Below are 19,051 nucleotides of genomic sequence, written 5' to 3'. Positions count from 1 at the left end.
TCATGAGCCCACCTCCTCAGCGACGCTCTGCATGTAGGTTGCAAAGATTTCCAGATAACGCGGAATCGGCATTAGGAAGGCATCGTGCCCCTGATGGGCTTCAATTTCGGCATAAGTCACCGGTTTGCCGGCAGCCAGCAGTGCATTGACGATTTCGCGCGACCGTAGCGGTGAAAAGCGCCAGTCACTGGTAAAGGAAACCACCAATGATTTGGCTTTGATGCCTGACAAGGTGGCCGTCAGATCGTCATCAAACTCCTTGGCCGGATCGAAGTAATCAAGCGCCTTGGTCATTAAGAGATAAGTGTTGGCGTCAAAGCGGCCGACAAAGCTGGTGCTCTGATAGCGCAGGTAACTCTCGATTTGGAATTCCACATCATAGCCGTACTGGATACTGCCACTACGCAGTTCACGGCCGAATTTCTGACCCATCGCCTCGTCAGACAGATAGGTAATATGACCGAGCATACGCGCCAGGCCCAGCCCTTGTCTGGGCAGGGTATTAAGCTCCATATAGTGGCCGTCATGAAAGTCAGGATCCGACTTGATGGCGGTGCGCGCTACTTCGTTAAAGGCAATATTCTGGGCTGACAGTTTGGGCGCTGCAGCGATGACGACGGCATGACGAACCCGCTCGGGCAGGCTGATGGCCCACTGCAGGGCCTGCATACCGCCCAGGCTGCCACCTATCACCGCCGCCCAGATCTCAATGCCCAGCTTATCGGCCAGCACTGCCTGACTGCGGATCCAGTCGGGCACTGTGACAATAGGAAAATCAGGGCCAAACAGTTTGCCGGTTTCAGGATTCACCGTATTGGGGCCGGTCGAACCTTTACAGCCGCCCAGGTTGTTGACGCTGACCACAAAGAAACGGTTGGTATCAATCGCTTTGCCGGGACCGATTGCGGTTTCCCACCAGCCGGGCTTGCGATCCTCCATGGAATGGTAGCCCGCGGCATGATGATCGCCGGACAGGGCATGGCAGATGAGTACGGCGTTGCTGTGATCGGCATTGAGTTCGCCATAGGTCTCATAAACCAGATCGTAGCTCGCCAGCGTACGACCGCAGTCCAACTCCAGCGGCGTATCAATATGCAAGGTGGTGGGATTGACCAGGCCAACAGAGTCGGCTGGTATCGTCTCCGGCATAAACGGTTGATTCCTTTGAAAAAGCGTTAAGTCTAATCAGAGCGCGGGCTGAGCGCAATGCCGGCATAGCTTGGCATTGCGGATCAGCGGCTGTCAGCGAGTCGCGAATCTCTATTGCCGGGCGTTCAGACACGCCCCAGCAAAAGCGGCATCACCAGCATCGACAGAACCTGCAGGCCCAGCAAAACAAACAATGGTGAGAGGTCGATGCCACCCAGTGGTGGAATGGTATTTCGCACCGGCCGCAACAGCGGGGCATTCATTCGGTAGACCAGCGGTGCGACCGGATTATAACTGCCCGCCGGGGTCACCCAGCTGAGGATGACCTCAACAATGATGCTGACCGTATAGATGCTGATAAATAAAGAAAAGATTTCGGCCGCGATCAGCTTCAGCCACATCAGGCCGCCGGGCAATGCGCCGGCAATCAGGCCTACTATCAGTAGTTTGAGTAGTGTGACACCAATCAGCAGCACGATGGTGGCACTATCCCAGCGTCCCATCGCCGGAATGAATTGGCGCAGAAATTTAACCGGTACCTGAGTAGCTTTGATGATGAACTGAGCCAGCGGGTTGTGATAGTCCCAGTTGGCCCACTGCATCACCAGCCTCAGTGCCACAACGACCATGTAGAGATAAAATAAGGTCTCAACGATGAAAATCAGCGGGTTGGCAAAATATCCGTTAGTCATAATCCTGTCCCAGTTGATCTGCGAGTTCAGCAGCCCGGCCGGCTGCCGCTTCCAGTGCTTTGTTGAACAGGCCACGCAGGTCGCCCTGTTCAAACTCTTCCAGCGCCCGTTCAGTCGTGCCCCCCGGTGAGGTTACCCGCTGACGTAATACACAGGCCGACTCATTACTTTCCAGCGCCATCTTGGCAGCACCGAAGGCGGTTTCCAGCGCCAGCAGCCGGGCAGTGTCTTCCGGCAGGCCGAGTTCCATCCCGGCACTCTGCATGGCTTCGATTACCAGGAAAAAGTAGGCGGGACCACTGCCGGAAAGGGCGGTCACGGCATCCATCTGCTGTTCATCTTTAACCCACAGAGCCAGGCCCACGGCGCGTAAAATCGATTCTGCCAGTTCATGTTGCTCGTTGGTCACCTGCGCATTGCCACACAGCGCAGTAGCGCCAGCCTGAACCAAAGAGGGGGTGTTGGGCATGGCACGGACAATGGCGGCATTCTCGAAGCCCAGCCAGCGGCCAATATCATCCAGACGAATCCCAGCGGCAATCGAGACCATCAGTTTAGCGCGATGCCAGTTGGCTGCTATATCACGCACCACTTTCTGTAATTGCTGGGGTTTGACGGCCAATACCACGACATCGGCATCGGCGATAGCGGCATTGTTGTCAGTGAAGGTCTGCACCGGATACAGTGCGGTCAGGCTTTGCAGGGCTTCGGTGTTGTGGTCAGCCACATGGATGGACTGAGCCGGGAAGCCGTTATTGACCAGTCCGCCAATCAGGCTGCGGGCCATATTGCCGGCACCGATAAAAGCAAGCGTACAGTCTTTCATTAAATAACCTTTGTTAGCGATGTGTGTTGCTTTCAGTGTAAAGCTTATTGGCGCTGACTTGTATCACGCTGCCCAAACAGGGCAGTGCCGATGCGCACCATGGTGCTACCCTCGGCAATGGCTGCGCTTAAATCAGCGGTCATACCCATAGACAGTGTATCCACTTGAGGGTATTGATGTTGTAACTGTTGAAACAGGTGATGGGCGCGGCGGAAGCTCGCTCGCTGGGCGGCTTCATCGGTCTGGCGTGAGGGGATGACCATCAGGCCCCGCAGTTGGAGCTTGTCCAGTTGAACAATTTGTTCAGCCAGCGACAGCACCTCATCAGCATTGACACCGGACTTGCTGTCCTCATTGTCGATATTGACCTGTATGCAGATATTCAGCGGCGCTTGCTCATCGGTTCGTTGCTGGTCAAGCCGGCGGGCGATTTTAAAGCGGTCGATACTCTGCGCCCAGTCAAAATGCGCGGCAATGTCTCGGGTTTTGTTGGACTGTATCGGGCCGATGAAATGCCATTCCAGTTCCAGATCGGCCAGCGCCTCGATTTTTTCCAGCGCTTCCTGCAGGTAATTTTCACCAAAGCAAGCTTGTCCCAGGACGGCCATTTGCCTTAGTTTATCGGCGGGCCAAGTCTTGCTGACGGCCAGTAAGCGGATGCTGTCAGGGGCACGTCCTGACTGCTTTGCGGCTTCGTGGATAGCCTGCTGGATGAAGTTGAATCTGTTTTTTATCTCAGTCATGTTGCAAGCCCGTGGTGAGCGCGCTACTTTATAGGCATTCGAATATTTTTAAAAAGCACACATTACACCAAATCAGTAAAAGGAACGTGGATGGATATTACTGAATTGCTCGCCTTCAGTGTCAAGAACAAGGCTTCCGATTTACACGTCTCTGCAGGCGAACCACCAATGATCCGCGTTGACGGCGATGTGAAGCGTATCAACCTGCCGCCCATGGAACACAAAGAAGTCCATGCCATGGTGTATGACATCATGAATGACAAGCAGCGCAAGGACTACGAAGAGTTCCTTGAGGCTGACTTCTCATTTGAAGTGCCCAACATGGCACGCTTTCGTGTCAACGCCTTCAACCAGAACCGGGGGGCGGCAGCGGTATTCAGGACCATCCCGTCCGAGGTGCTGACACTTGAAGATCTGGGGGCACCGGATATATTCCGTGCCATTGCCGATAATCACCGCGGTATCGTGCTGGTCACCGGTCCCACCGGTTCCGGTAAGTCCACCACACTGGCGGCGATGATCAATTACCTCAATGAAAAAGACAATGAGCATATCCTGACCATTGAGGATCCCATCGAGTTTGTGCACCAGAGCAAGAAATGTCTGGTTAACCAGCGTGAAGTCCACCGCGATACGCTGGGTTTCAGCGAAGCCTTACGCAGTGCGCTGCGTGAGGATCCGGATATTATCCTGGTGGGTGAGCTGCGTGATCTGGAAACGATTCGACTCGCTCTGACAGCGGCGGAAACCGGTCACCTGGTATTCGGCACCCTGCATACCTCTTCGGCGGCTAAAACCATCGACCGGATTATCGACGTGTTCCCGGCTGCTGAAAAAGACATGGTGCGGTCCATGTTGTCTGAGTCTTTACGCGCGGTGATATCGCAAACCCTGATGAAAAAAGTCGGTGGTGGCCGAATCGCTGCTCACGAAATTATGATAGGTACGCCCGCGATTCGTAATCTCATCCGCGAAGACAAGGTGCCACAGATGTACTCGGCGATTCAGACCGGGGGGGCCGTGGGCATGCAGACGCTGGATCAATGCCTGCAGGATATGGTCAGACGTCAACAGGTCACCAAGAATGAAGCCTTGCCGCGCGCTGTGAACAAAGATCTATTCCGATAGGAGGCTGCACCATGGATATTGTCACCATTTTGAAAGCCGCGGTGAAGCATGATGCCTCGGATATTTTCATTACTGCCGGCCGCCCGGTCACGCTGAAGGTCAGTGGCCGTATGGCGACGCTGTCACAGGATGCCCTGTCCGATGATGACGCCCGGGATCTGGTGTTGGGCACCATGTCGGATGAGCAAAAGAAAATTTTTGAGCGTGACAAGGAATGTAATTACGCACTGGAAACCAAAGGCGCCGGTCGTTTCCGGGTCAGTGCGCTGTTCCAGCGTAATCGTGTCGCGATGGTGCTGCGCCGGATCAAGGATGAAATTCCCACCATAGAAGAACTGCATGTGCCCGAGATCATCAAGGAACTGTCGATGACCAAGCGCGGACTGGTGATTTTTGTCGGTGCGACGGGTAGTGGTAAGTCGACCACGCTGGCGGCGATGATTGGTTATCGTAACCATAACAGCACTGGCCATATTCTCAGTATTGAAGATCCTATCGAGTTCAATCACCAGCACGCCGGCTGTGTCGTCACCCAGCGTGAAGTCGGCATTGATACGGATTCCTATGAAATCGCGCTGAAAAACTCGCTGCGCCAAGCGCCGGACGTCATCATGATTGGTGAAATCCGCTCCCGCGACACTATGGATTACGGTATCGCTTTTGCTGAAACGGGTCACCTGTGTCTATCGACGCTACATGCCAATAATGCGAACCAGGCCATGGATCGGGTGATTAACTTCTTCCCGGAAGAGCGGCATAAACAACTGTTTCTGGATCTGTCTCTCAACCTCAAGGCGGTGGTCGCCCAGCGTCTTATCCCCAGAAAAAATGGCAATGGCCGCACGGTAGCGGTTGAGGTCCTGCTCAATACGCCGCTGGTGGGGGATATGATTGAAAAAGGTCGGGTCGGTGAAATCAAAGATGTCATGAAACGCTCCCGCGAACTGGGCATGCAGACTTTTGACCAAGCTGTTTATGATCTCTATAAAGCGGGTGAAATCAGCTACGAAGATGCACTGAAAAATGCCGACTCAGCCAACGAGGTCCGGCTGATGATCAAGCTGGGTACTGAGTCGGGTGAACTGCCTGCTGATGACAGTGTTGATAGCTTGTCACTGGAGCCTGAAGATGAAGGCATGCTGAGCCGGTTTTAGGTGTTGTATTTTTGACACAAAAAATAAATTAATCGCTGCAATTAATTAGACGTTACTTGAAATACGGGCTATGATGTAGCCAAACTACAACAGTGTGATGTCGGTGGGGCTGGTAGCCTTTGCGATATCCCTGTTAGGTTTATGTTTAACTCTAGGGAAAAGAAAAGGAAGGCAAAATGAGACTATCAGGCAAGTTATTAGCTGTCCTGTTTTTGGCAGCTTTGATGGCCGGTTGTGCTGGCCCTAATCAACGCCAATCGACTAACAACCTCTTCTGTGCCCTTGGTGGCGCGCTGGTTGGTGGTGGTGCCGCTTCAGCTGCAACCAGTGGTGCAAGTGGTGCTGGTGCTGGTGGTGCTGTAGCCGGTGCGGCTCTGGCATTGTTGCTCTGCCCGCAAGAGGCTGAAGCTGAAGAGCCGATGGTTGAAGAGCCGGTTTGTCCGGTAGAGCCACCACCGGGTGCCCTGCTGGATCAAAACGGTTGTGCCTATGACACAGATGGCGATGGCGTTTATGACGGTATCGACCTGTGCCGTAATACACCGGAAGGTGTCACCGTAGACCGTGTCGGTTGTCCACTGGACTCCGATAATGACGCAGTGGCAGATTACCTGGATCTGTGTCCTGGTACACCAGAAGGTGTGATTGTCGACCAAGATGGTTGTCCGCTGCCAGGTGAAAACCTGCTGTCGCTGACTGGTGTTAATTTTGAGTTTGATAAAGCCACACTGACACCAGAAGCTCAGGACATTCTGGAAGAAGCGGTTACCCTGCTCAAAGAAACCGATGAAGTGGTTGAAGTCCGAGTTGAAGGTCACACTGACAATATCGGTCCTGAAGCCTATAACCAAGACCTGTCACAACGCCGTGCTGAGTCAGTCGTTGACTACCTGACTTCACGTGGTATTTCTGGTAGTAACCTGATGCCAGTTGGTCTGGGTGAGAGTTCACCGGTCGCCCGCAACGACACCGAAGCTGGCCGTGCGATGAATCGCCGCGTTGACTTCGTGGTCAATCAATAACAACAATAATAAATTTGTTGAAAGGGCTCTGCTTGCAGAGCCCTTTTTTTTGCCTGCCGTTAAGGTTTTTTGGGATGATCGCTGAGGTGTCAGTCCAGCCAGTTCTCCAGGCTACCGTTTTGAACATGACGCTGAGCATCGTGAATAAGCGACTGAAAGGCTTCAGCTGACACGATATCTGCCACCAGGGGCTGTAGTTTCTCCCTGTTCATACCAGCCTTCATATCAGGATGGTAGAGTAGTTTCAAAAGCAGATAGTCGAGGCCGCTCAGAAAGTCATTGAAAGAGCGGTCATTAAAGATCGAGGGATAGACCGCGGTTGAATCATTGACCAGCCCCAACACCTGCGTTAGTTCTTCCACCACGCAAGCCATCAGTTTGCCATGTGCCCTTGCCCGATCTACTGGGATCAATACCGCTGCGTTTTTAATCTGTCCATTGTCAGCCACGCTAATGCGGCCCAGGCAAACGCTGTCGGTCAGCAACTGTTGATGAAGGCTGGGCTTATTGATGCCCAGATCTTGTTGCAGGTCTCCGGCCAGGGCTGTTTCGCTGCTGAAAATAATGTGCAGGTTGGCTTTATCAATCCGCGCGGTCGGCGTCACCGACAAACCGGTAATCGCCGCCAGATGCTGCATATGCTGCTTGACCATGCGCTCATGCAAGGCTCTATCGGCAGTTCGATCATCAATATAAAAGCGGATGGGGCTATGCCACTTGCTGAGCGTAGTTTCCGGCTTTGAGCCATGCTCGCGTTGCAGTGCGATGGTATAGAAACTGTCCTGAATGTAAGCCGTTTGTTGCCAGTGTAAAAGCTCTGTGGCGAAAGCCATCGGAGACAGGCTGAGAGACAGCAGACCGGCTGCTAAGGGGCTGAAAAAGGGTGATCGAATCATTTGCCCAGTGTATGCCCTGAGACTGACCTGGGCAAAAAAGGAATTACTCCTATATCGTCCGCTGTGCTGATTTCATACGCTGTAATCAAGCTCTAGCTAAATGAGTTTTCCTCTATACCGCTGCGGTCTTCCGTGGCGGTTTTTTTATGTTAGCAATTCAGACAGGAAAATGGCGCGCCCGACAGGACTTGAACCTGTGACCCTCGGCTTCGGAAACCGATACTCTATCCAGCTGAGCTACGGGCGCATATAAGCTTAAGGATGCCAGATTATACGGATTTTACAGTGGCTCTGCATTAAAACATGGCAGGGCCGGGCGTATCCGGCTGAATACGCCCGACCAGGCTTTAGTATTGCGGGTTGATTTTTTCCAGCTTCCAGATTTCCTGGTTGTACTCTTCCATGGTGCGATCGGTAGAGAACTTGCCGCTATTGGCGCTGTTGATAATGCTCATTGCCAGCCAGCGGTCGCGATCCCGATAGGCTTCGCTGGCTTGCTGCTGGGCATCCACATAGCTGCGGAAGTCAGCGACGGTCATCCATGGATCACCGGGACTGGTGAAGGCGGTAACAACATCATCGAAACAGCCCGGTTCAAACTGGTTGAAGTGCCCACACTCCAGTAAATCGACGACCCGCCGCAGGTCGCTATCATTGTGGATGATAGCGCGAGGATTATAGTCTTGCCGGGCTGCATCCACCTCTTCCTCGGTGAGGCCGAAGAGGAAGAAGTTTTCCTCACCGGCTTCTTCACGGATCTCTATATTGGCACCGTCAAGCGTGCCAATGGTGATGGCACCGTTCATCATGAACTTCATATTGCCGGTCCCCGAGGCTTCCTTGCCCGCGGTGGAGATCTGTTCCGACAGGTCGGCGGCGGGGCAGATAACTTCCATCGCTGAGACCTGATAATTGGGCAGGAATACCACTTTGAGCCAGTCGCCGACATCCGGGTCATTGTTAACCACATTGGCGACATTGTTGATCAGCTTAACGATTTGTTTGGCCATCACATAACCCGGCGCGGCCTTGCCGCCAAACAAGACGCAGCGCTCAGTCATACCCTCGGTGTCACCACGTTTTATGCGATCATAGAGGTGGATGACATGTAGCACATTGAGCAATTGACGTTTGTATTCATGGATACGTTTGACCTGAATATCAAACAGCGCCTCAGGATTGAACTCAACACCACAGCTCTGTTTGACCAGCGCTGCCAGTCTTTTCTTGTTTTCCAGTTTGGCTTGGTGCCATTTCTGTTGAAACGGTTTGTCATGCGCCAGCGGTGCCAGCTTCTTCAGCTCCGTGAGGTTGGTGATCCAGTTTTCGCCGATAGTCTCGTTGAGCAATTGACTCAGATCCGGGTTGCACCAGGCCAGCCAGCGGCGCTGCGTGACCCCGTTGGTTTTGTTGTTAAACTTGTGTGGCCACAGTTGATAAAAGTCATGGAACAGGCCTTTTTTCAGCAGCTCCGAGTGCAAAGCAGCGACGCCATTGATTGAATAGCTGCCGACAATCGCCAGATGAGCCATGCGGACTTGTTGTTCGTGACCTTCTTCGATGATCGACATTTGCGCCAGCTTCTGCTTGTCGCCGGGCCAGTGATTGGCCACTTCACGCAGGAAGCGGGCATTAATTTCGTAAATGATTTCCAGGATCCGTGGCAGCAGGCGACCGAACATCGGCACCGGCCAGCGCTCAAGCGCTTCTGGCAGCAGTGTATGGTTGGTATAGGCCATGGTTTGGGTGGTGATTTCCCAGGCCTTATCCCAGGTCAGGTTGTGCTCGTCCATCAACAGGCGCATCAGTTCAGCGACGGCAACAGTCGGGTGGGTGTCGTTGAGTTGGAAGCAGTTTTTATCGGCAAAGTCGTCAAAATGCTCACCGTTGTTGGTGACCCAGTAATCGAGAATGTCCTGCAGGCTGGCAGAGGCCAGGAAGTATTGCTGACGCAGGCGCAGTTCCTTACCGTTTTCACTGGCATCGTTGGGGTAGAGCACCATGCTGATATTTTCGGCTTCGTTTTTGGCAGCCACTGCGTCGGTATAGGAACCGGCATTGAAGTCTTCCAGGTTGAACTCATCAGTGGCGGTGGCCTTCCAGAGGCGGAGTTTGTTGACCGTGCCGTTCTGATAGCCGGGCACCGGCAGATCATAGGGTACGGCCAGCACATCATTGGTAGCCACCCAGTAGGCGCGCATCTGACCGTCATGGTCCTGGTGGAATTCAGTGTGGCCGCCGAACTTGACGCGTTGAGTGAACTCGGGCCGTTCCAGTTCCCAGGGATTGCCGTCACGCAGCCAGTGATCGGGCTTTTCTACCTGAAAGCCATTATCGATCTTCTGTTTGAACATGCCGTATTCGTAGCGCAGGCCGTAACCGGTAACGGGTAATTGCAAGGTGGCACAACTGTCGATAAAGCAGGCTGCCAGACGACCCAGGCCACCATTACCCAGGCCGGCATCGTGTTCCATTTCAATCAACTCTTCAAAGTTGAGTCCCAGTTCATTGAGGGCCTGTGTTGTTTCCTTTTCCAGTCCCAGGTTGAGCGCAGCATTCCCCATGGCACGCCCCATCAGAAACTCCATCGACAGGTAGTAGGCCTGTTTGCATTTGGCCTCGGCATAGGTGTGCTTGGTGTGCTTCATTCGGTTGAACAGGCGGTCGCGCAAGGTCATGGCCAGCGCGGTATAGAAATAATGACTGGAGATATAGCCTTTGTCCTGGGCCAGGTAGGTACCGTAATAACGTTTGAAATCGTTAATCAGATCGCTGCTATTCATCCCCAGTTTCGGGGTTTCATATAACGCCGGCGCAGGCGTAGCAGTACAAGCATAGCGTGGGCTCATAGACGGATCCTTCAAATTCAGCGGTTGTTTGGATAGACGGCAGAAAAGCCATCCCGATTAGGCATCTTTACCTGGGGTAGTGTCACTTCGTTGAGTTCCACATTGGCTTCAATTATACCATCCTGACTTAGAATATAAGCACAAAGTGCGTAGATTTCATGACTACTCAGCGAATAGGGCGCAGCAGGCGGCATCGCCCGGCGAATATAGTCAAACAGCGTGGTCGCATAAGGCCAGTAGCTATTGACCGTTTTTTCCGGGTATTCACTGCGGAGCGAGCCTAATTCTCCGACCAGCGGCATAGCACTGGCGCCAATGGCATCAAAACCATGACAACCGGCGCAGCGCTGTTCAAAAATCTGCTGGCCCACTTTTGCATCGCCTGAGCCTGGTGGCAGACCTGTTCCATCCGGACTGATCGTCAGATTCCACTGTGGCTGTTCAGTCAGTTCAGAGGCTGACTGGCCCAGGGCTTGGTACTGTGGTTCGGCCAGCAGCGCAGCGCTACACCAAAACAGCACCAGCAACAGGCTAATCCGGATAGATATGGCTGATATATCCATCTTCATAGACTTCCCAACTGATGATCGCATTGAAATGGTAATAGCCATGGCGACCCCGATTAGCGATGAGTTGTTCACGACTGGGCTGCACATAGCCAGAGTCATCGGTTGCCCGACTCTGCAGCACAGCATACTGCCCCTGCCATTGCCAGGGCAGGCTGAAGCGGGTGAAGGCCTTGTCCAATATGGGGGCTTGCAAATCTGCATCGACCCAACTCTCTCCGCCATCAGCAGAGACTTCAACCCGCGTAATCTTGCCCCGTCCGGACCAGGCCAATCCGGTGACTTGATATATACCCGGGTTATCGGGCAGGGTCATGCCCTGAGAAGGCGAGGTAATCAGCGATTTCGCCGCCATTTCAAAACTGAATTGGCGGGCAGTGCCATCCGGCATTAAATCGGTATATTGCGACGTTTCATCGCGGGTCATTGCCGGCGTCTGCTGCAGCCTCAACTGGCGCAACCATTTGACGTTGACAATGCCTTCCCAGCCCGGGAGCAGCAGCCGCACAGGATAGCCGTTTTCAGGGCGCAGCCGTTCACCGTTTTGATACAGCGCCAGCATCGCATCATCCAGTAACTTATCGACCGGAATACTGACATTGAGAGAGGCACCGTCAGCCGCTTCGGCGATTGCCCATTTGGCTGCAGGCTTGAGGCCGGCTTCCTCCAACAGCAGTTTCACCGCTACGCCGGTCCATTCGGCATTGGATACCAGGCCATGGGCATAGCCGGCGGGTGTCTGAATCGGTTTGCTGCGAAAACTGCTGTTGCTGTTACCGCCACACTCAATAAAGCTAATCCGTGATTGCTGGGGATAGCGTTTAAGGGCATCGATAGTGAATTTGAGCGGCCGTTCCACCAGACCGTCAATCAACAACTCGTGTTGTGCCGGGTCAATGTCAGGTACGCCATTATGGTGACGTTCAAAGTGCAAGCCGTTGGGGGTAATCGTGCCCTGCAATTCGTGGAGTGGACTCCAGGAGACGCCATTGCCAGTCATCTCACTGTTGGCTGAAATCCAGCGGATCACCTTTTTTTCATAGGCCGAGGGTTGGCCGTAATTAGAAAAGTCGGCCCCGGCGCGGGTCATCGACCCTGGCAGAATCTCGCGGAAATCGGGCGCAGTTTGTGCCGCCAACACAGGCAGGCTGAAGCCGGCAAAAGCACCACCCAAAGCCGTGTACTGCAAAAACTGACGACGACTGTGAAGCGGTGAGCGGGCCATGGCGTTTACTCGGTGCTGTTTAAAGTTTCGACTTCAAACCAGTGATCAAGCTTTTCGATTGCCTTGTCACGGCCGTTTTTTTTCAGTGAGGAGAATAACTGCACCGATGCCGCCAGGCTGGCTTCTTTCAGTGCTTTTTCCACCTGCAGCTGGGTGTGGCGGGCAGCACTGTTTTTGAGTTTGTCGGCCTTGGTTAGAAGGATATGGACCGGCAACTCGGCCTGGTTCGCCCACGACAGCATTTGCATATCGAAATCCTTAAGCGGGTGACGAATATCCATCATCAGCATCAGACCGCGCAAGGATTGCCGCGTTTCCAGGTATTTGGCCAGCGTAAATTGCCACTTTTGCTTCATTTTTTCCGGGACTTTGGCATAACCGTAACCGGGAAGATCGATTAATGCCCGTTCCTCATCGAGTCGGAAAAAATTAATCATCTGCGTCCGGCCCGGCGTTTTACTGGTTCTGGCTAGAGCGCCAATCCCTGTGATGGTGTTGATAGCACTGGATTTGCCGGCGTTGGAACGACCAGCGAAGGCGACTTCGTAACCTTCGTCATCGGGCAACTGCGACAGCTGAGTGGCACTGCCGCTATAATAAGCGTTTTGATAAAGCTTTGACATCGAGCCATTCTGGGTGAAAAAAAATCCTAACAAGAGTAGCATACCCAAAGTTTTAGTGATGCAAGTGCTTAGTTTTCAGGTATACAAAATGATAAGACTTATTATGGCGGCCGTGTTGGGCATGGCGATGAGTACGACTTCGGTTCTGGCAGCGGGCAATGTGTCTGCAGGTAAGGAAAAAGCAGCGGTCTGTGCTGCCTGTCACGGTGCTGACGGCAACAGCCTGACTGATGCCTTTCCCAAACTGGCAGGCCAACATGAAGGTTACATCGTCAAGCAGTTGATGGACTTCAAAAGCGGTGAACGCCAGAACGCGGTGATGGCGCCAATGGTGGCCAATCTGACCGAACAGGACATGGCCGATCTCGGTGCTTATTTTGCCAGCCAGAAAACCGCACCGGGAGCAGTGTCGGAAGACATGGTCGAACTGGGTGAACAAATCTACCGCGGCGGTAATAAGGAAACCGGTGTCCCTGCCTGTATGGCCTGCCATGGTCCCAACGGTAGCGGTGTTCCTGCTGCCAACTGGCCCAAGCTGGCTTCCCAGTACGGCAGCTATGTCGAAATGCAGTTAAAAGCATTTGCCAGTGGCGATCGCGCCAATGACCCCAATGGCATGATGCGTGACATTGCCGCCAAAATGAGCGAAGACGAAATCAAAGCCGTGTCGGCTTATGTCTTCGGTCTGAAACCCTAACTGATTTAGACGCTGATCTGCCCGGCCCGGCGCCGGGTAGCTTCGCTGGATTCAGGTTCAGCCTGATACAGAGGCTTCCTCATGTCGAAAAAGCAGGATTCGCAACCCAAGCAACGTTCCCTGGCCTGGCGGGTATTTCATTTCCTGGGCAGCATGGAGTTTGCGATCACTATGCTGATCACGCTGGCTATCGCCTCCGTCATCGGCACCGTGCTGCAACAAAATCAGCCCTATCCTGATTACGTCATCAAGTTCGGCCCCTTCTGGTTTGAAGTATTTGAAAGCCTGGGACTCTATGATGTCTACAGCGCGCTCTGGTTTCTGACGATTCTGACTCTGCTGGTAGTGTCGACCTCGGTCTGCGTGATACGTCACACGCCATCAATGTTCAAGGACATGTTTAACCTGCGTACCCATGTCCAGCTCAAATCCCTGCGTTCCATGCATCATAGAGCCAACTGGCAGCAAAGCCCTGGGCTGGAACAGAGCGCCGAGGACATCAGCGAGCAACTGAAGCAACAGGGTTTTCGTACCCGCATCACCGATAAGGGTGATGACAAGCTGGTGTCGGCCATGCGTGGCGGCATGAACCGGCTGGGCTATATTCTCACCCATGTGGCGATTATTGTTATCTGCGTTGGCGGCCTGCTGGATGGCAATCTGCCACTTAAAGTCGCTGAGTGGCAAGGGCGCATTGCGATAGAAACGCGAGACCTGCCATTGAGTGATATCCCCAAACAAAGCCGCCTGCCGGTCGGACCACAGGCGTTTCGCGGCAGTGTCAGCATTCCAGAGGGCCGTGCTGCCAGCGTGGTGTATCTGCCCATGCGCGACGGTTATCTGGTGCAGAATCTGCCTTTCACCATTGAAGTGGAAGAATTCCGAATTGAGCATTATGCCACCGGCCAGCCCAAGTCTTTTGAGTCGGACTTGGTGGTTCATGATCCCGAGCGTGAGCAGCCGCTGGAACAGACTATTTCGGTTAATCATCCACTGATTTACAAGGGCTATGCCATTTATCAGGCCAGTTTCGGCGATGGCGGTTCGGAATTAACCATCGACGCATGGCCTTTATTTGCCGGTCAGCCCGAGCCCACCGAACTGAATACCAAAGTATTTGAGACCCGCCAGATGCGCTGGGGAGAACAGGAAATGCAGCTGGAAGTGACCGGCTTCCGGCCTTTTAATATCAACCCGGATCCCACCGAAGATGATCCGCGCAATGTCACTAACTATGGTCCCAGTATTCAGTTCAAGCTTCGGCGTGAGACCGGCGAAGCGTTGGAATACGAAAACTATATGAGCCCGGTTCAACGCAAGGGGCGAGACTTCTTCCTCAGTGGGGTTCGGGGCAGTCCGGCAGAAGAGTTTGCCTATCTGCACATTCCGGCTGACGAGAACGGCAGCATTGATGGCTTTATCCGCTTTTTGCATGACCTGCATGATGAGGACGTGGTGGCCGACACTGCGGCTGAAATGAAGGATGAGACCCTAAGCAGCCTGCAGAGCGAAGAGGATCTGGTGCTGGGCGACAGCCTGCAGCAAACCCTGCAGACCCTCGTATCAATGTTTGTCGGTGGCGGTTTTGGCGAGGTGCGAGACTTTATCGAACAGACTTTGCCCGAAGCTGAACGTGACACGCTGGCACCCGCTTATCTGGCGATGCTGCGGGAAATGCTGGGACGGATTTATTTTGATGGACTGGATCTGCAGCCGGACGAACTCGTCACTGATGCCAGAATTCAGTTCATGCAAGACGCGATCGATGCCGTGGGTAGCTTACCGCGCTATGGTTCGCCGGTTTATCTGTCTTTGAATGACTACACCCATATTGAATCGACCGGGCTGCAGATTGCCCGCTCACCGGGTAAAAGCACGGTTTACCTGGGCTGTGCCTTCCTGGTTGTCGGGGTGTTTCTGCTGTTTTACCTGCCGCAGCGTCGTTTCTGGGTCTGGCTCAGCCGAGAGCAGGACAAAACGCAGGTTTACCTGGCGGGCATGACTAACCGCAACCCACGTGATTTCGATAATTATTTTGATCAGATTAACAGCTTACTCCAGTCACGGCGGAACTCTGCCGGGGACTGATGTTCTTAGACTTACAATATGCAATGATGCAGTTCGAGACGAATGATGACCACAGATTCTCTTGCCCTAAACAGCAATAAAACCAACCTGAGCGCCTGGATTTGGCGTGTGCTGATGGTGCTGGCCGCCGCTGGCGTGATCAATTTTTACGCTGATGTGCTCACCGTGTATGAAGTGGCCATCATCATCATTACAGCCATTGGCATGGCAATCCTGGGTCAGAACTGGCCGGGCTACCGCTGGCATACAGCGGCGGTGGCCGTTTTCAGCCTGTTTGCGGTATCGATATACGGTAATGAACTGGCCGCCGCCGACAGCAGTTTCTGGCTGAATTACCTATTGGCCAGCCAGTCGGCCTTTATGTGGATGAGCGCCTTATTCGTGATGGCCACAGTGACCTATTTTGCCGGTTTGCTTTTTCATTCAGAGTTTACAGAAAAGGTCGCCAGTTTTCTGACCTGGTCTGCGACTACCATGGGCATGATCGGTCTGATGGTACGCTGGCGTGAATCCTATTTGCTGGGCGCGGATATCGGCTATATCCCGGTCAGCAACCTGTATGAAGTCTTTATCCTGTTTGCCGTGGTCACCGCGCTGCTCTACCTGTTTTACGAACGTCGCTACCAGACCCGTAGTCTCGGTGGTTTCGTATTGCTGGTGATCAGTGCTGCGGTAGCGTTCCAGCTCTGGTATACCTTCGACCGCCAGGCGCATGTTATTGAACCGCTGGTGCCCGCTCTGCAGAGTTACTGGATGAAAATTCATGTGCCAGCCAACTTCATCGGTTATGGCGCCTTTGCTATGGCAGCGATGATTGGTGTGGCCTATCTGCTGGTGGATAAATTCCAGGGCCGCGGCTCAGCCGGTGGCTGGACCAGCAAAATGCCGTCATTCAACCTGATGGATGATTTGATGTATAAAACCATTGCCCTGGGCTTTGCCTTTTTCACGCTGGCAACCATACTTGGTGCATTGTGGGCGGCCGAAGCCTGGGGAGGTTACTGGTCCTGGGACCCGAAAGAAACCTGGGCTTTGATAGTCTGGCTCAATTATGCGGCCTGGCTGCACATGCGCATGACCAAAGGCTGGCACGGCAGACCGATGGCATGGTGGGCGATTGTTGGCCTGTTTGTGACCCTGTTTGCCTTTCTGGGCGTCAATATGTTTTTATCCGGGCTGCACTCCTACGGCACCCTCTAACAATAAAGGACTCTGATGATGAGAAAGATAATCAAAACCCTGGCTGCCGGCCTGATGTTTGGGCTGGTCTCGACCACAGCCTGGGCGGTACCGATGTCATTTGTGGAAGGCACGCACTATTTCCCCACGGCTGAAAAACTGAATATTGCCGAAGACGACAAAGTGGTGGTTGTGGAAATGTTCTCCTATACCTGTCCGCATTGCTTTGCCCTGGAACCCGAGGTTGAAGCCTGGAAAGAAAGCCTGGCCGATGATGTAGAGTTCGTTAAAGTGCCGGCCATTTTCCGCGATAGCTGGCTGGAACTGGCCAAAGTCTATTATGCGGCGGAAGCCACCGGCGACCTGGCAATGCTGCACCCTAAGCTGTTCAGCGCGATTCATGTGGATAAGCGCCGCCTCAATACCGAAGATCAACTGCTTGATTTCGTTGAAGAGCAGGGCGTTGACCGGGAGGCTTTTTCCAAGGCCATGAACTCATTCAGCGTGAAAGGTAAAGTTAAAAATGCATTGATTATGAGCCGTACGTCCGGTATCACCGGCGTGCCAGCGTTTATTGTTGACGGCAGCTATCGTACCAATGCCAGCAGTGCCGGTGGTGCTGAGAACGTGTTTGATGTGGTTGATATGCTCATTGAGCAGGCACGTTAAAACGCCAACAATTGAAAACAAAAAAGCCCGGCTTCGGCCGGGCTTTTTTATGTCTGATATTGGATCCCGCTATAGCGCTGCCGGGGCAGGGTTTTCCGGCGTCGGCTGGGTGTCTATCACCGGTGTTGCGGTATCATCGTGATGCAGCAGAATATCCAGATAACGACGGATATTCTGTACATAGCGAACCGGCTCGCTGCCGCGGGCATAGCCGTAGCGTGTTTTGGAGAACCACTTCTGTTTCGACAGCAGTGGCAGGTGTTCACGGACATCGGTCCAGATATCCGGATCCTTGCCCTGGATTTCGGTAATCACGCGTGCATCTTCCAGATGGCCGAGACCGATGTTGTAGGCCGCCAGAGCAAACCAGATTCGATCCGGTCCATCAATGCCATCAGGCAATCTTTCGTAGATGGAAGCCAGATAGCCGGCACCGGCAAAAATGCTCTGCTCAGGATCTTCACGGTCGGTGACTTCCATCTCCTGGGCCGTCGCCCGGGTCAGCATCATCATGCCTTTGACGCCGGTACTGGATACCGCTTCCGGGTTCCAGTGTGACTCCTGATAAGCCATGGCAGCCAACAGGTGCCAACTGAAGTCAAATTGTTCAGCCGCCTGCTGAAACCAGTCCTGATAGCGGGGCAGGTGGGTCTGGATCCGACGGTGAATGGCGCGGGTGTCCACATAATCAAAGCGACGTATGTGGCCGTAGTATTTCTCAATCAGTTTATCCAGCTCACCGGATGCTTCCATTTCATGGAAAAAGTCCAGCACCTCCTGGTATAGCGTATCGTCTTCAGCCAGAGGCATGGCCCAGCCCAGCGGCTGAGGTTCGGAGATATCAAAGGCGACGCGCAGCTCCGGAAACAGACTCTGATTGGCTGACATTTCATTGGAGTCGGCAATGGTGTAATCAATCAGCTCAAGCTGCACCAGTTCCAGCAGGCCACTGTTATCCAGCTCTTCATTCTCCTGCCAGTAAAGCCCCGGAATTTCCTCTCGCAAAGCTTGCAGTTGTTCAACATGGCTGCTGTCAGCCACGACTTCCAGCTGACCATCGGTGATAGCGGTAATATCCTCAGGCTTGCCGTTACCGTGTTTATAAACCAGTTGCTGGGTGACCTCGTGATAGACCGGTCCGAAACGAATATGATCCTTACGACGCTCGGTCACGGTCAGACCGGCTGCCGCCAGATCGGCCCGGCCTTCTTCGATGAGCTGCAGCATATTACCCAGATTGTCGGGCACGATGATTTTCAGGTCGACGCCCAGACGTTCGGCGAAGCGCTGTGCCAGCTCATACTCAAAGCCGGCAATGGTATCGCCTTTGATGTAGTAACTGGTCAGACTGTAGCGACTCAGCACACGTAGATCACCGCGCTCCTGAATCTCATCCAGATGGGGTTGTGCTTCGCTGCAGGCGGCCAGCATGGTCAGAGCCAGCAGGAATATGATCACCGTTTTCAAGCGTAATCCTCTCATTAAACAGGGCCATTATCGCCCGTTATAGACTGCATTGCACAGCGCAGAGTTTTAAAATCGAGA

The 19,051-nt window shown here is 53.5% G+C and carries 17 protein-coding genes and 1 tRNA gene; 7 read left to right on the top strand and 11 right to left on the bottom strand.

The window, feature by feature from the left end; translation table 11 throughout:
* The 4 genes from Q0X64_RS00660 to Q0X64_RS00645 all read right to left on the bottom strand — a co-directional run bounded on the left by Q0X64_RS00660 (nt 1) and on the right by Q0X64_RS00645 (nt 3,410).
* Complete coding sequence (locus tag Q0X64_RS00660; protein ID WP_297807631.1) at nt 1–1,149, bottom strand: homoserine O-acetyltransferase; 1,149 nt, start codon at nt 1,147–1,149, stop codon at nt 1–3.
* A gap of 125 nt (nt 1,150–1,274) precedes the next feature.
* Complete coding sequence (locus Q0X64_RS00655; RefSeq protein WP_297807629.1) at nt 1,275–1,841, bottom strand: YggT family protein; 567 nt, start codon at nt 1,839–1,841, stop codon at nt 1,275–1,277.
* The gene (proC, locus tag Q0X64_RS00650; protein ID WP_297807626.1) at nt 1,834–2,667 is read right to left on the bottom strand and encodes a pyrroline-5-carboxylate reductase; all 834 of its coding nucleotides are present in this window, start codon (nt 2,665–2,667) and stop codon (nt 1,834–1,836) included. The genes Q0X64_RS00655 and proC overlap by 8 nt, the downstream gene beginning before the upstream one ends.
* Before the next feature lie 44 nt (nt 2,668–2,711).
* Nucleotides 2,712–3,410 (bottom strand): YggS family pyridoxal phosphate-dependent enzyme, encoded by a 699-nt coding sequence (locus tag Q0X64_RS00645; protein ID WP_297807623.1) that lies wholly within the window; start codon nt 3,408–3,410, stop codon nt 2,712–2,714.
* 90 nt (nt 3,411–3,500) lie between these two features.
* Here Q0X64_RS00645 and Q0X64_RS00640 point away from each other — a divergent pair, with 90 nt between their 5' ends.
* The 3 genes from Q0X64_RS00640 to Q0X64_RS00630 all read left to right on the top strand — a co-directional run bounded on the left by Q0X64_RS00640 (nt 3,501) and on the right by Q0X64_RS00630 (nt 6,714).
* Nucleotides 3,501–4,538: a type IV pilus twitching motility protein PilT gene (locus Q0X64_RS00640; protein ID WP_297807621.1), complete on the top strand. Its 1,038-nt coding sequence runs from the start codon at nt 3,501–3,503 to the stop codon at nt 4,536–4,538.
* An 11-nt stretch (nt 4,539–4,549) separates the two neighbouring features.
* A complete protein-coding gene (locus Q0X64_RS00635) occupies nt 4,550–5,692 on the top strand; it encodes a PilT/PilU family type 4a pilus ATPase (protein WP_297807619.1) in 1,143 nt (380 codons plus the stop codon).
* A 176-nt stretch (nt 5,693–5,868) separates the two neighbouring features.
* Nucleotides 5,869–6,714 carry an OmpA family protein gene (locus Q0X64_RS00630; RefSeq protein WP_297807616.1) on the top strand — a complete coding sequence of 282 codons (846 nt, stop codon included), beginning with the start codon at nt 5,869–5,871 and terminating at the stop codon, nt 6,712–6,714.
* A gap of 89 nt (nt 6,715–6,803) precedes the next feature.
* Here the strand turns inward: Q0X64_RS00630 and Q0X64_RS00625 are convergent, their stop codons facing one another.
* The 6 genes from Q0X64_RS00625 to yihA all read right to left on the bottom strand — a co-directional run bounded on the left by Q0X64_RS00625 (nt 6,804) and on the right by yihA (nt 12,873).
* A complete protein-coding gene (locus Q0X64_RS00625; RefSeq protein WP_297807613.1) occupies nt 6,804–7,610 on the bottom strand; it encodes a DUF2927 domain-containing protein in 807 nt (268 codons plus the stop codon).
* A 170-nt stretch (nt 7,611–7,780) separates the two neighbouring features.
* Nucleotides 7,781–7,857 (bottom strand) — tRNA-Arg (locus Q0X64_RS00620).
* Nucleotides 7,858–7,957: 100 nt separating this feature from the next.
* A complete protein-coding gene (locus Q0X64_RS00615; protein WP_297807611.1) occupies nt 7,958–10,459 on the bottom strand; it encodes a glycogen/starch/alpha-glucan phosphorylase in 2,502 nt (833 codons plus the stop codon).
* A 17-nt stretch (nt 10,460–10,476) separates the two neighbouring features.
* Nucleotides 10,477–11,022: a cytochrome c gene (locus tag Q0X64_RS00610; RefSeq protein WP_297807610.1), complete on the bottom strand. Its 546-nt coding sequence runs from the start codon at nt 11,020–11,022 to the stop codon at nt 10,477–10,479.
* Nucleotides 10,991–12,250 carry a sulfite dehydrogenase gene (gene soxC / locus Q0X64_RS00605; protein WP_297807608.1) on the bottom strand — a complete coding sequence of 420 codons (1,260 nt, stop codon included), beginning with the start codon at nt 12,248–12,250 and terminating at the stop codon, nt 10,991–10,993. The genes Q0X64_RS00610 and soxC overlap by 32 nt, the downstream gene beginning before the upstream one ends.
* A 5-nt stretch (nt 12,251–12,255) precedes the next feature.
* Nucleotides 12,256–12,873 carry a ribosome biogenesis GTP-binding protein YihA/YsxC gene (gene yihA / locus Q0X64_RS00600; RefSeq protein WP_297807606.1) on the bottom strand — a complete coding sequence of 206 codons (618 nt, stop codon included), beginning with the start codon at nt 12,871–12,873 and terminating at the stop codon, nt 12,256–12,258.
* 88 nt (nt 12,874–12,961) lie between these two features.
* Between yihA and Q0X64_RS00595 the strand changes: the two genes are divergently transcribed.
* The 4 genes from Q0X64_RS00595 (at nt 12,962) to Q0X64_RS00580 (ending at nt 17,506) form a co-directional block, all read left to right on the top strand.
* Entirely contained in the window at nt 12,962–13,570 is a 609-nt protein-coding gene (locus Q0X64_RS00595; protein ID WP_297807604.1) for a c-type cytochrome, read from the top strand.
* A gap of 81 nt (nt 13,571–13,651) precedes the next feature.
* Nucleotides 13,652–15,658 carry a cytochrome c biogenesis protein ResB gene (locus Q0X64_RS00590; RefSeq protein WP_297807602.1) on the top strand — a complete coding sequence of 669 codons (2,007 nt, stop codon included), beginning with the start codon at nt 13,652–13,654 and terminating at the stop codon, nt 15,656–15,658.
* A 45-nt stretch (nt 15,659–15,703) separates the two neighbouring features.
* Nucleotides 15,704–16,858: a c-type cytochrome biogenesis protein CcsB gene (gene ccsB / locus Q0X64_RS00585; RefSeq protein WP_297807877.1), complete on the top strand. Its 1,155-nt coding sequence runs from the start codon at nt 15,704–15,706 to the stop codon at nt 16,856–16,858.
* Between the two features lie 15 nt (nt 16,859–16,873).
* Nucleotides 16,874–17,506, top strand: a complete 633-nt coding sequence (locus Q0X64_RS00580; RefSeq protein WP_297807600.1) for a thiol:disulfide interchange protein DsbA/DsbL — start codon at nt 16,874–16,876, stop codon at nt 17,504–17,506.
* A 69-nt stretch (nt 17,507–17,575) separates the two neighbouring features.
* On the opposite strand, the gene mltF is transcribed toward Q0X64_RS00580, so the two are convergent.
* The gene (gene mltF, locus Q0X64_RS00575) at nt 17,576–18,964 is read right to left on the bottom strand and encodes a membrane-bound lytic murein transglycosylase MltF (RefSeq protein ID WP_297807874.1); all 1,389 of its coding nucleotides are present in this window, start codon (nt 18,962–18,964) and stop codon (nt 17,576–17,578) included.
* Between the last annotated feature and the right edge of the window lie 87 nt (nt 18,965–19,051).

This window comes from uncultured Methylophaga sp. (assembly GCF_947259025.1).
GTDB lineage: Bacteria > Pseudomonadota > Gammaproteobacteria > Nitrosococcales > Methylophagaceae > Methylophaga.
The sequence above is the reverse complement of the archived record's forward strand: the minus strand, read 5'-3'. Positions and strand labels throughout refer to the sequence as shown.

Bases quoted from the DNA above. Each gene is read 5' to 3' on its own strand.
- Q0X64_RS00635 (WP_297807619.1), top strand. From the start codon at position 4,550: ATGGATATTGTCACCATTTTGAAAGCCGCGGTGAAGCATGATGCCTCG.
- Q0X64_RS00625 (WP_297807613.1), bottom strand. From the start codon at position 7,610: ATGATTCGATCACCCTTTTTCAGCCCCTTAGCAGCCGGTCTGCTGTCT.
- Q0X64_RS00640 (WP_297807621.1), top strand. From the start codon at position 3,501: ATGGATATTACTGAATTGCTCGCCTTCAGTGTCAAGAACAAGGCTTCC.
- Q0X64_RS00590 (WP_297807602.1), top strand. From the start codon at position 13,652: ATGTCGAAAAAGCAGGATTCGCAACCCAAGCAACGTTCCCTGGCCTGG.
- Q0X64_RS00580 (WP_297807600.1), top strand. From the start codon at position 16,874: ATGATGAGAAAGATAATCAAAACCCTGGCTGCCGGCCTGATGTTTGGG.
- ccsB (WP_297807877.1), top strand. From the start codon at position 15,704: ATGACCACAGATTCTCTTGCCCTAAACAGCAATAAAACCAACCTGAGC.
- Q0X64_RS00595 (WP_297807604.1), top strand. From the start codon at position 12,962: ATGATAAGACTTATTATGGCGGCCGTGTTGGGCATGGCGATGAGTACG.
- Q0X64_RS00645 (WP_297807623.1), bottom strand. From the start codon at position 3,410: ATGACTGAGATAAAAAACAGATTCAACTTCATCCAGCAGGCTATCCAC.
- yihA (WP_297807606.1), bottom strand. From the start codon at position 12,873: ATGTCAAAGCTTTATCAAAACGCTTATTATAGCGGCAGTGCCACTCAG.
- soxC (WP_297807608.1), bottom strand. From the start codon at position 12,250: ATGGCCCGCTCACCGCTTCACAGTCGTCGTCAGTTTTTGCAGTACACG.
- Q0X64_RS00630 (WP_297807616.1), top strand. From the start codon at position 5,869: ATGAGACTATCAGGCAAGTTATTAGCTGTCCTGTTTTTGGCAGCTTTG.
- Q0X64_RS00615 (WP_297807611.1), bottom strand. From the start codon at position 10,459: ATGAGCCCACGCTATGCTTGTACTGCTACGCCTGCGCCGGCGTTATAT.
- Q0X64_RS00660 (WP_297807631.1), bottom strand. From the start codon at position 1,149: ATGCCGGAGACGATACCAGCCGACTCTGTTGGCCTGGTCAATCCCACC.
- Q0X64_RS00655 (WP_297807629.1), bottom strand. From the start codon at position 1,841: ATGACTAACGGATATTTTGCCAACCCGCTGATTTTCATCGTTGAGACC.
- Q0X64_RS00610 (WP_297807610.1), bottom strand. From the start codon at position 11,022: ATGGATATATCAGCCATATCTATCCGGATTAGCCTGTTGCTGGTGCTG.
- proC (WP_297807626.1), bottom strand. From the start codon at position 2,667: ATGAAAGACTGTACGCTTGCTTTTATCGGTGCCGGCAATATGGCCCGC.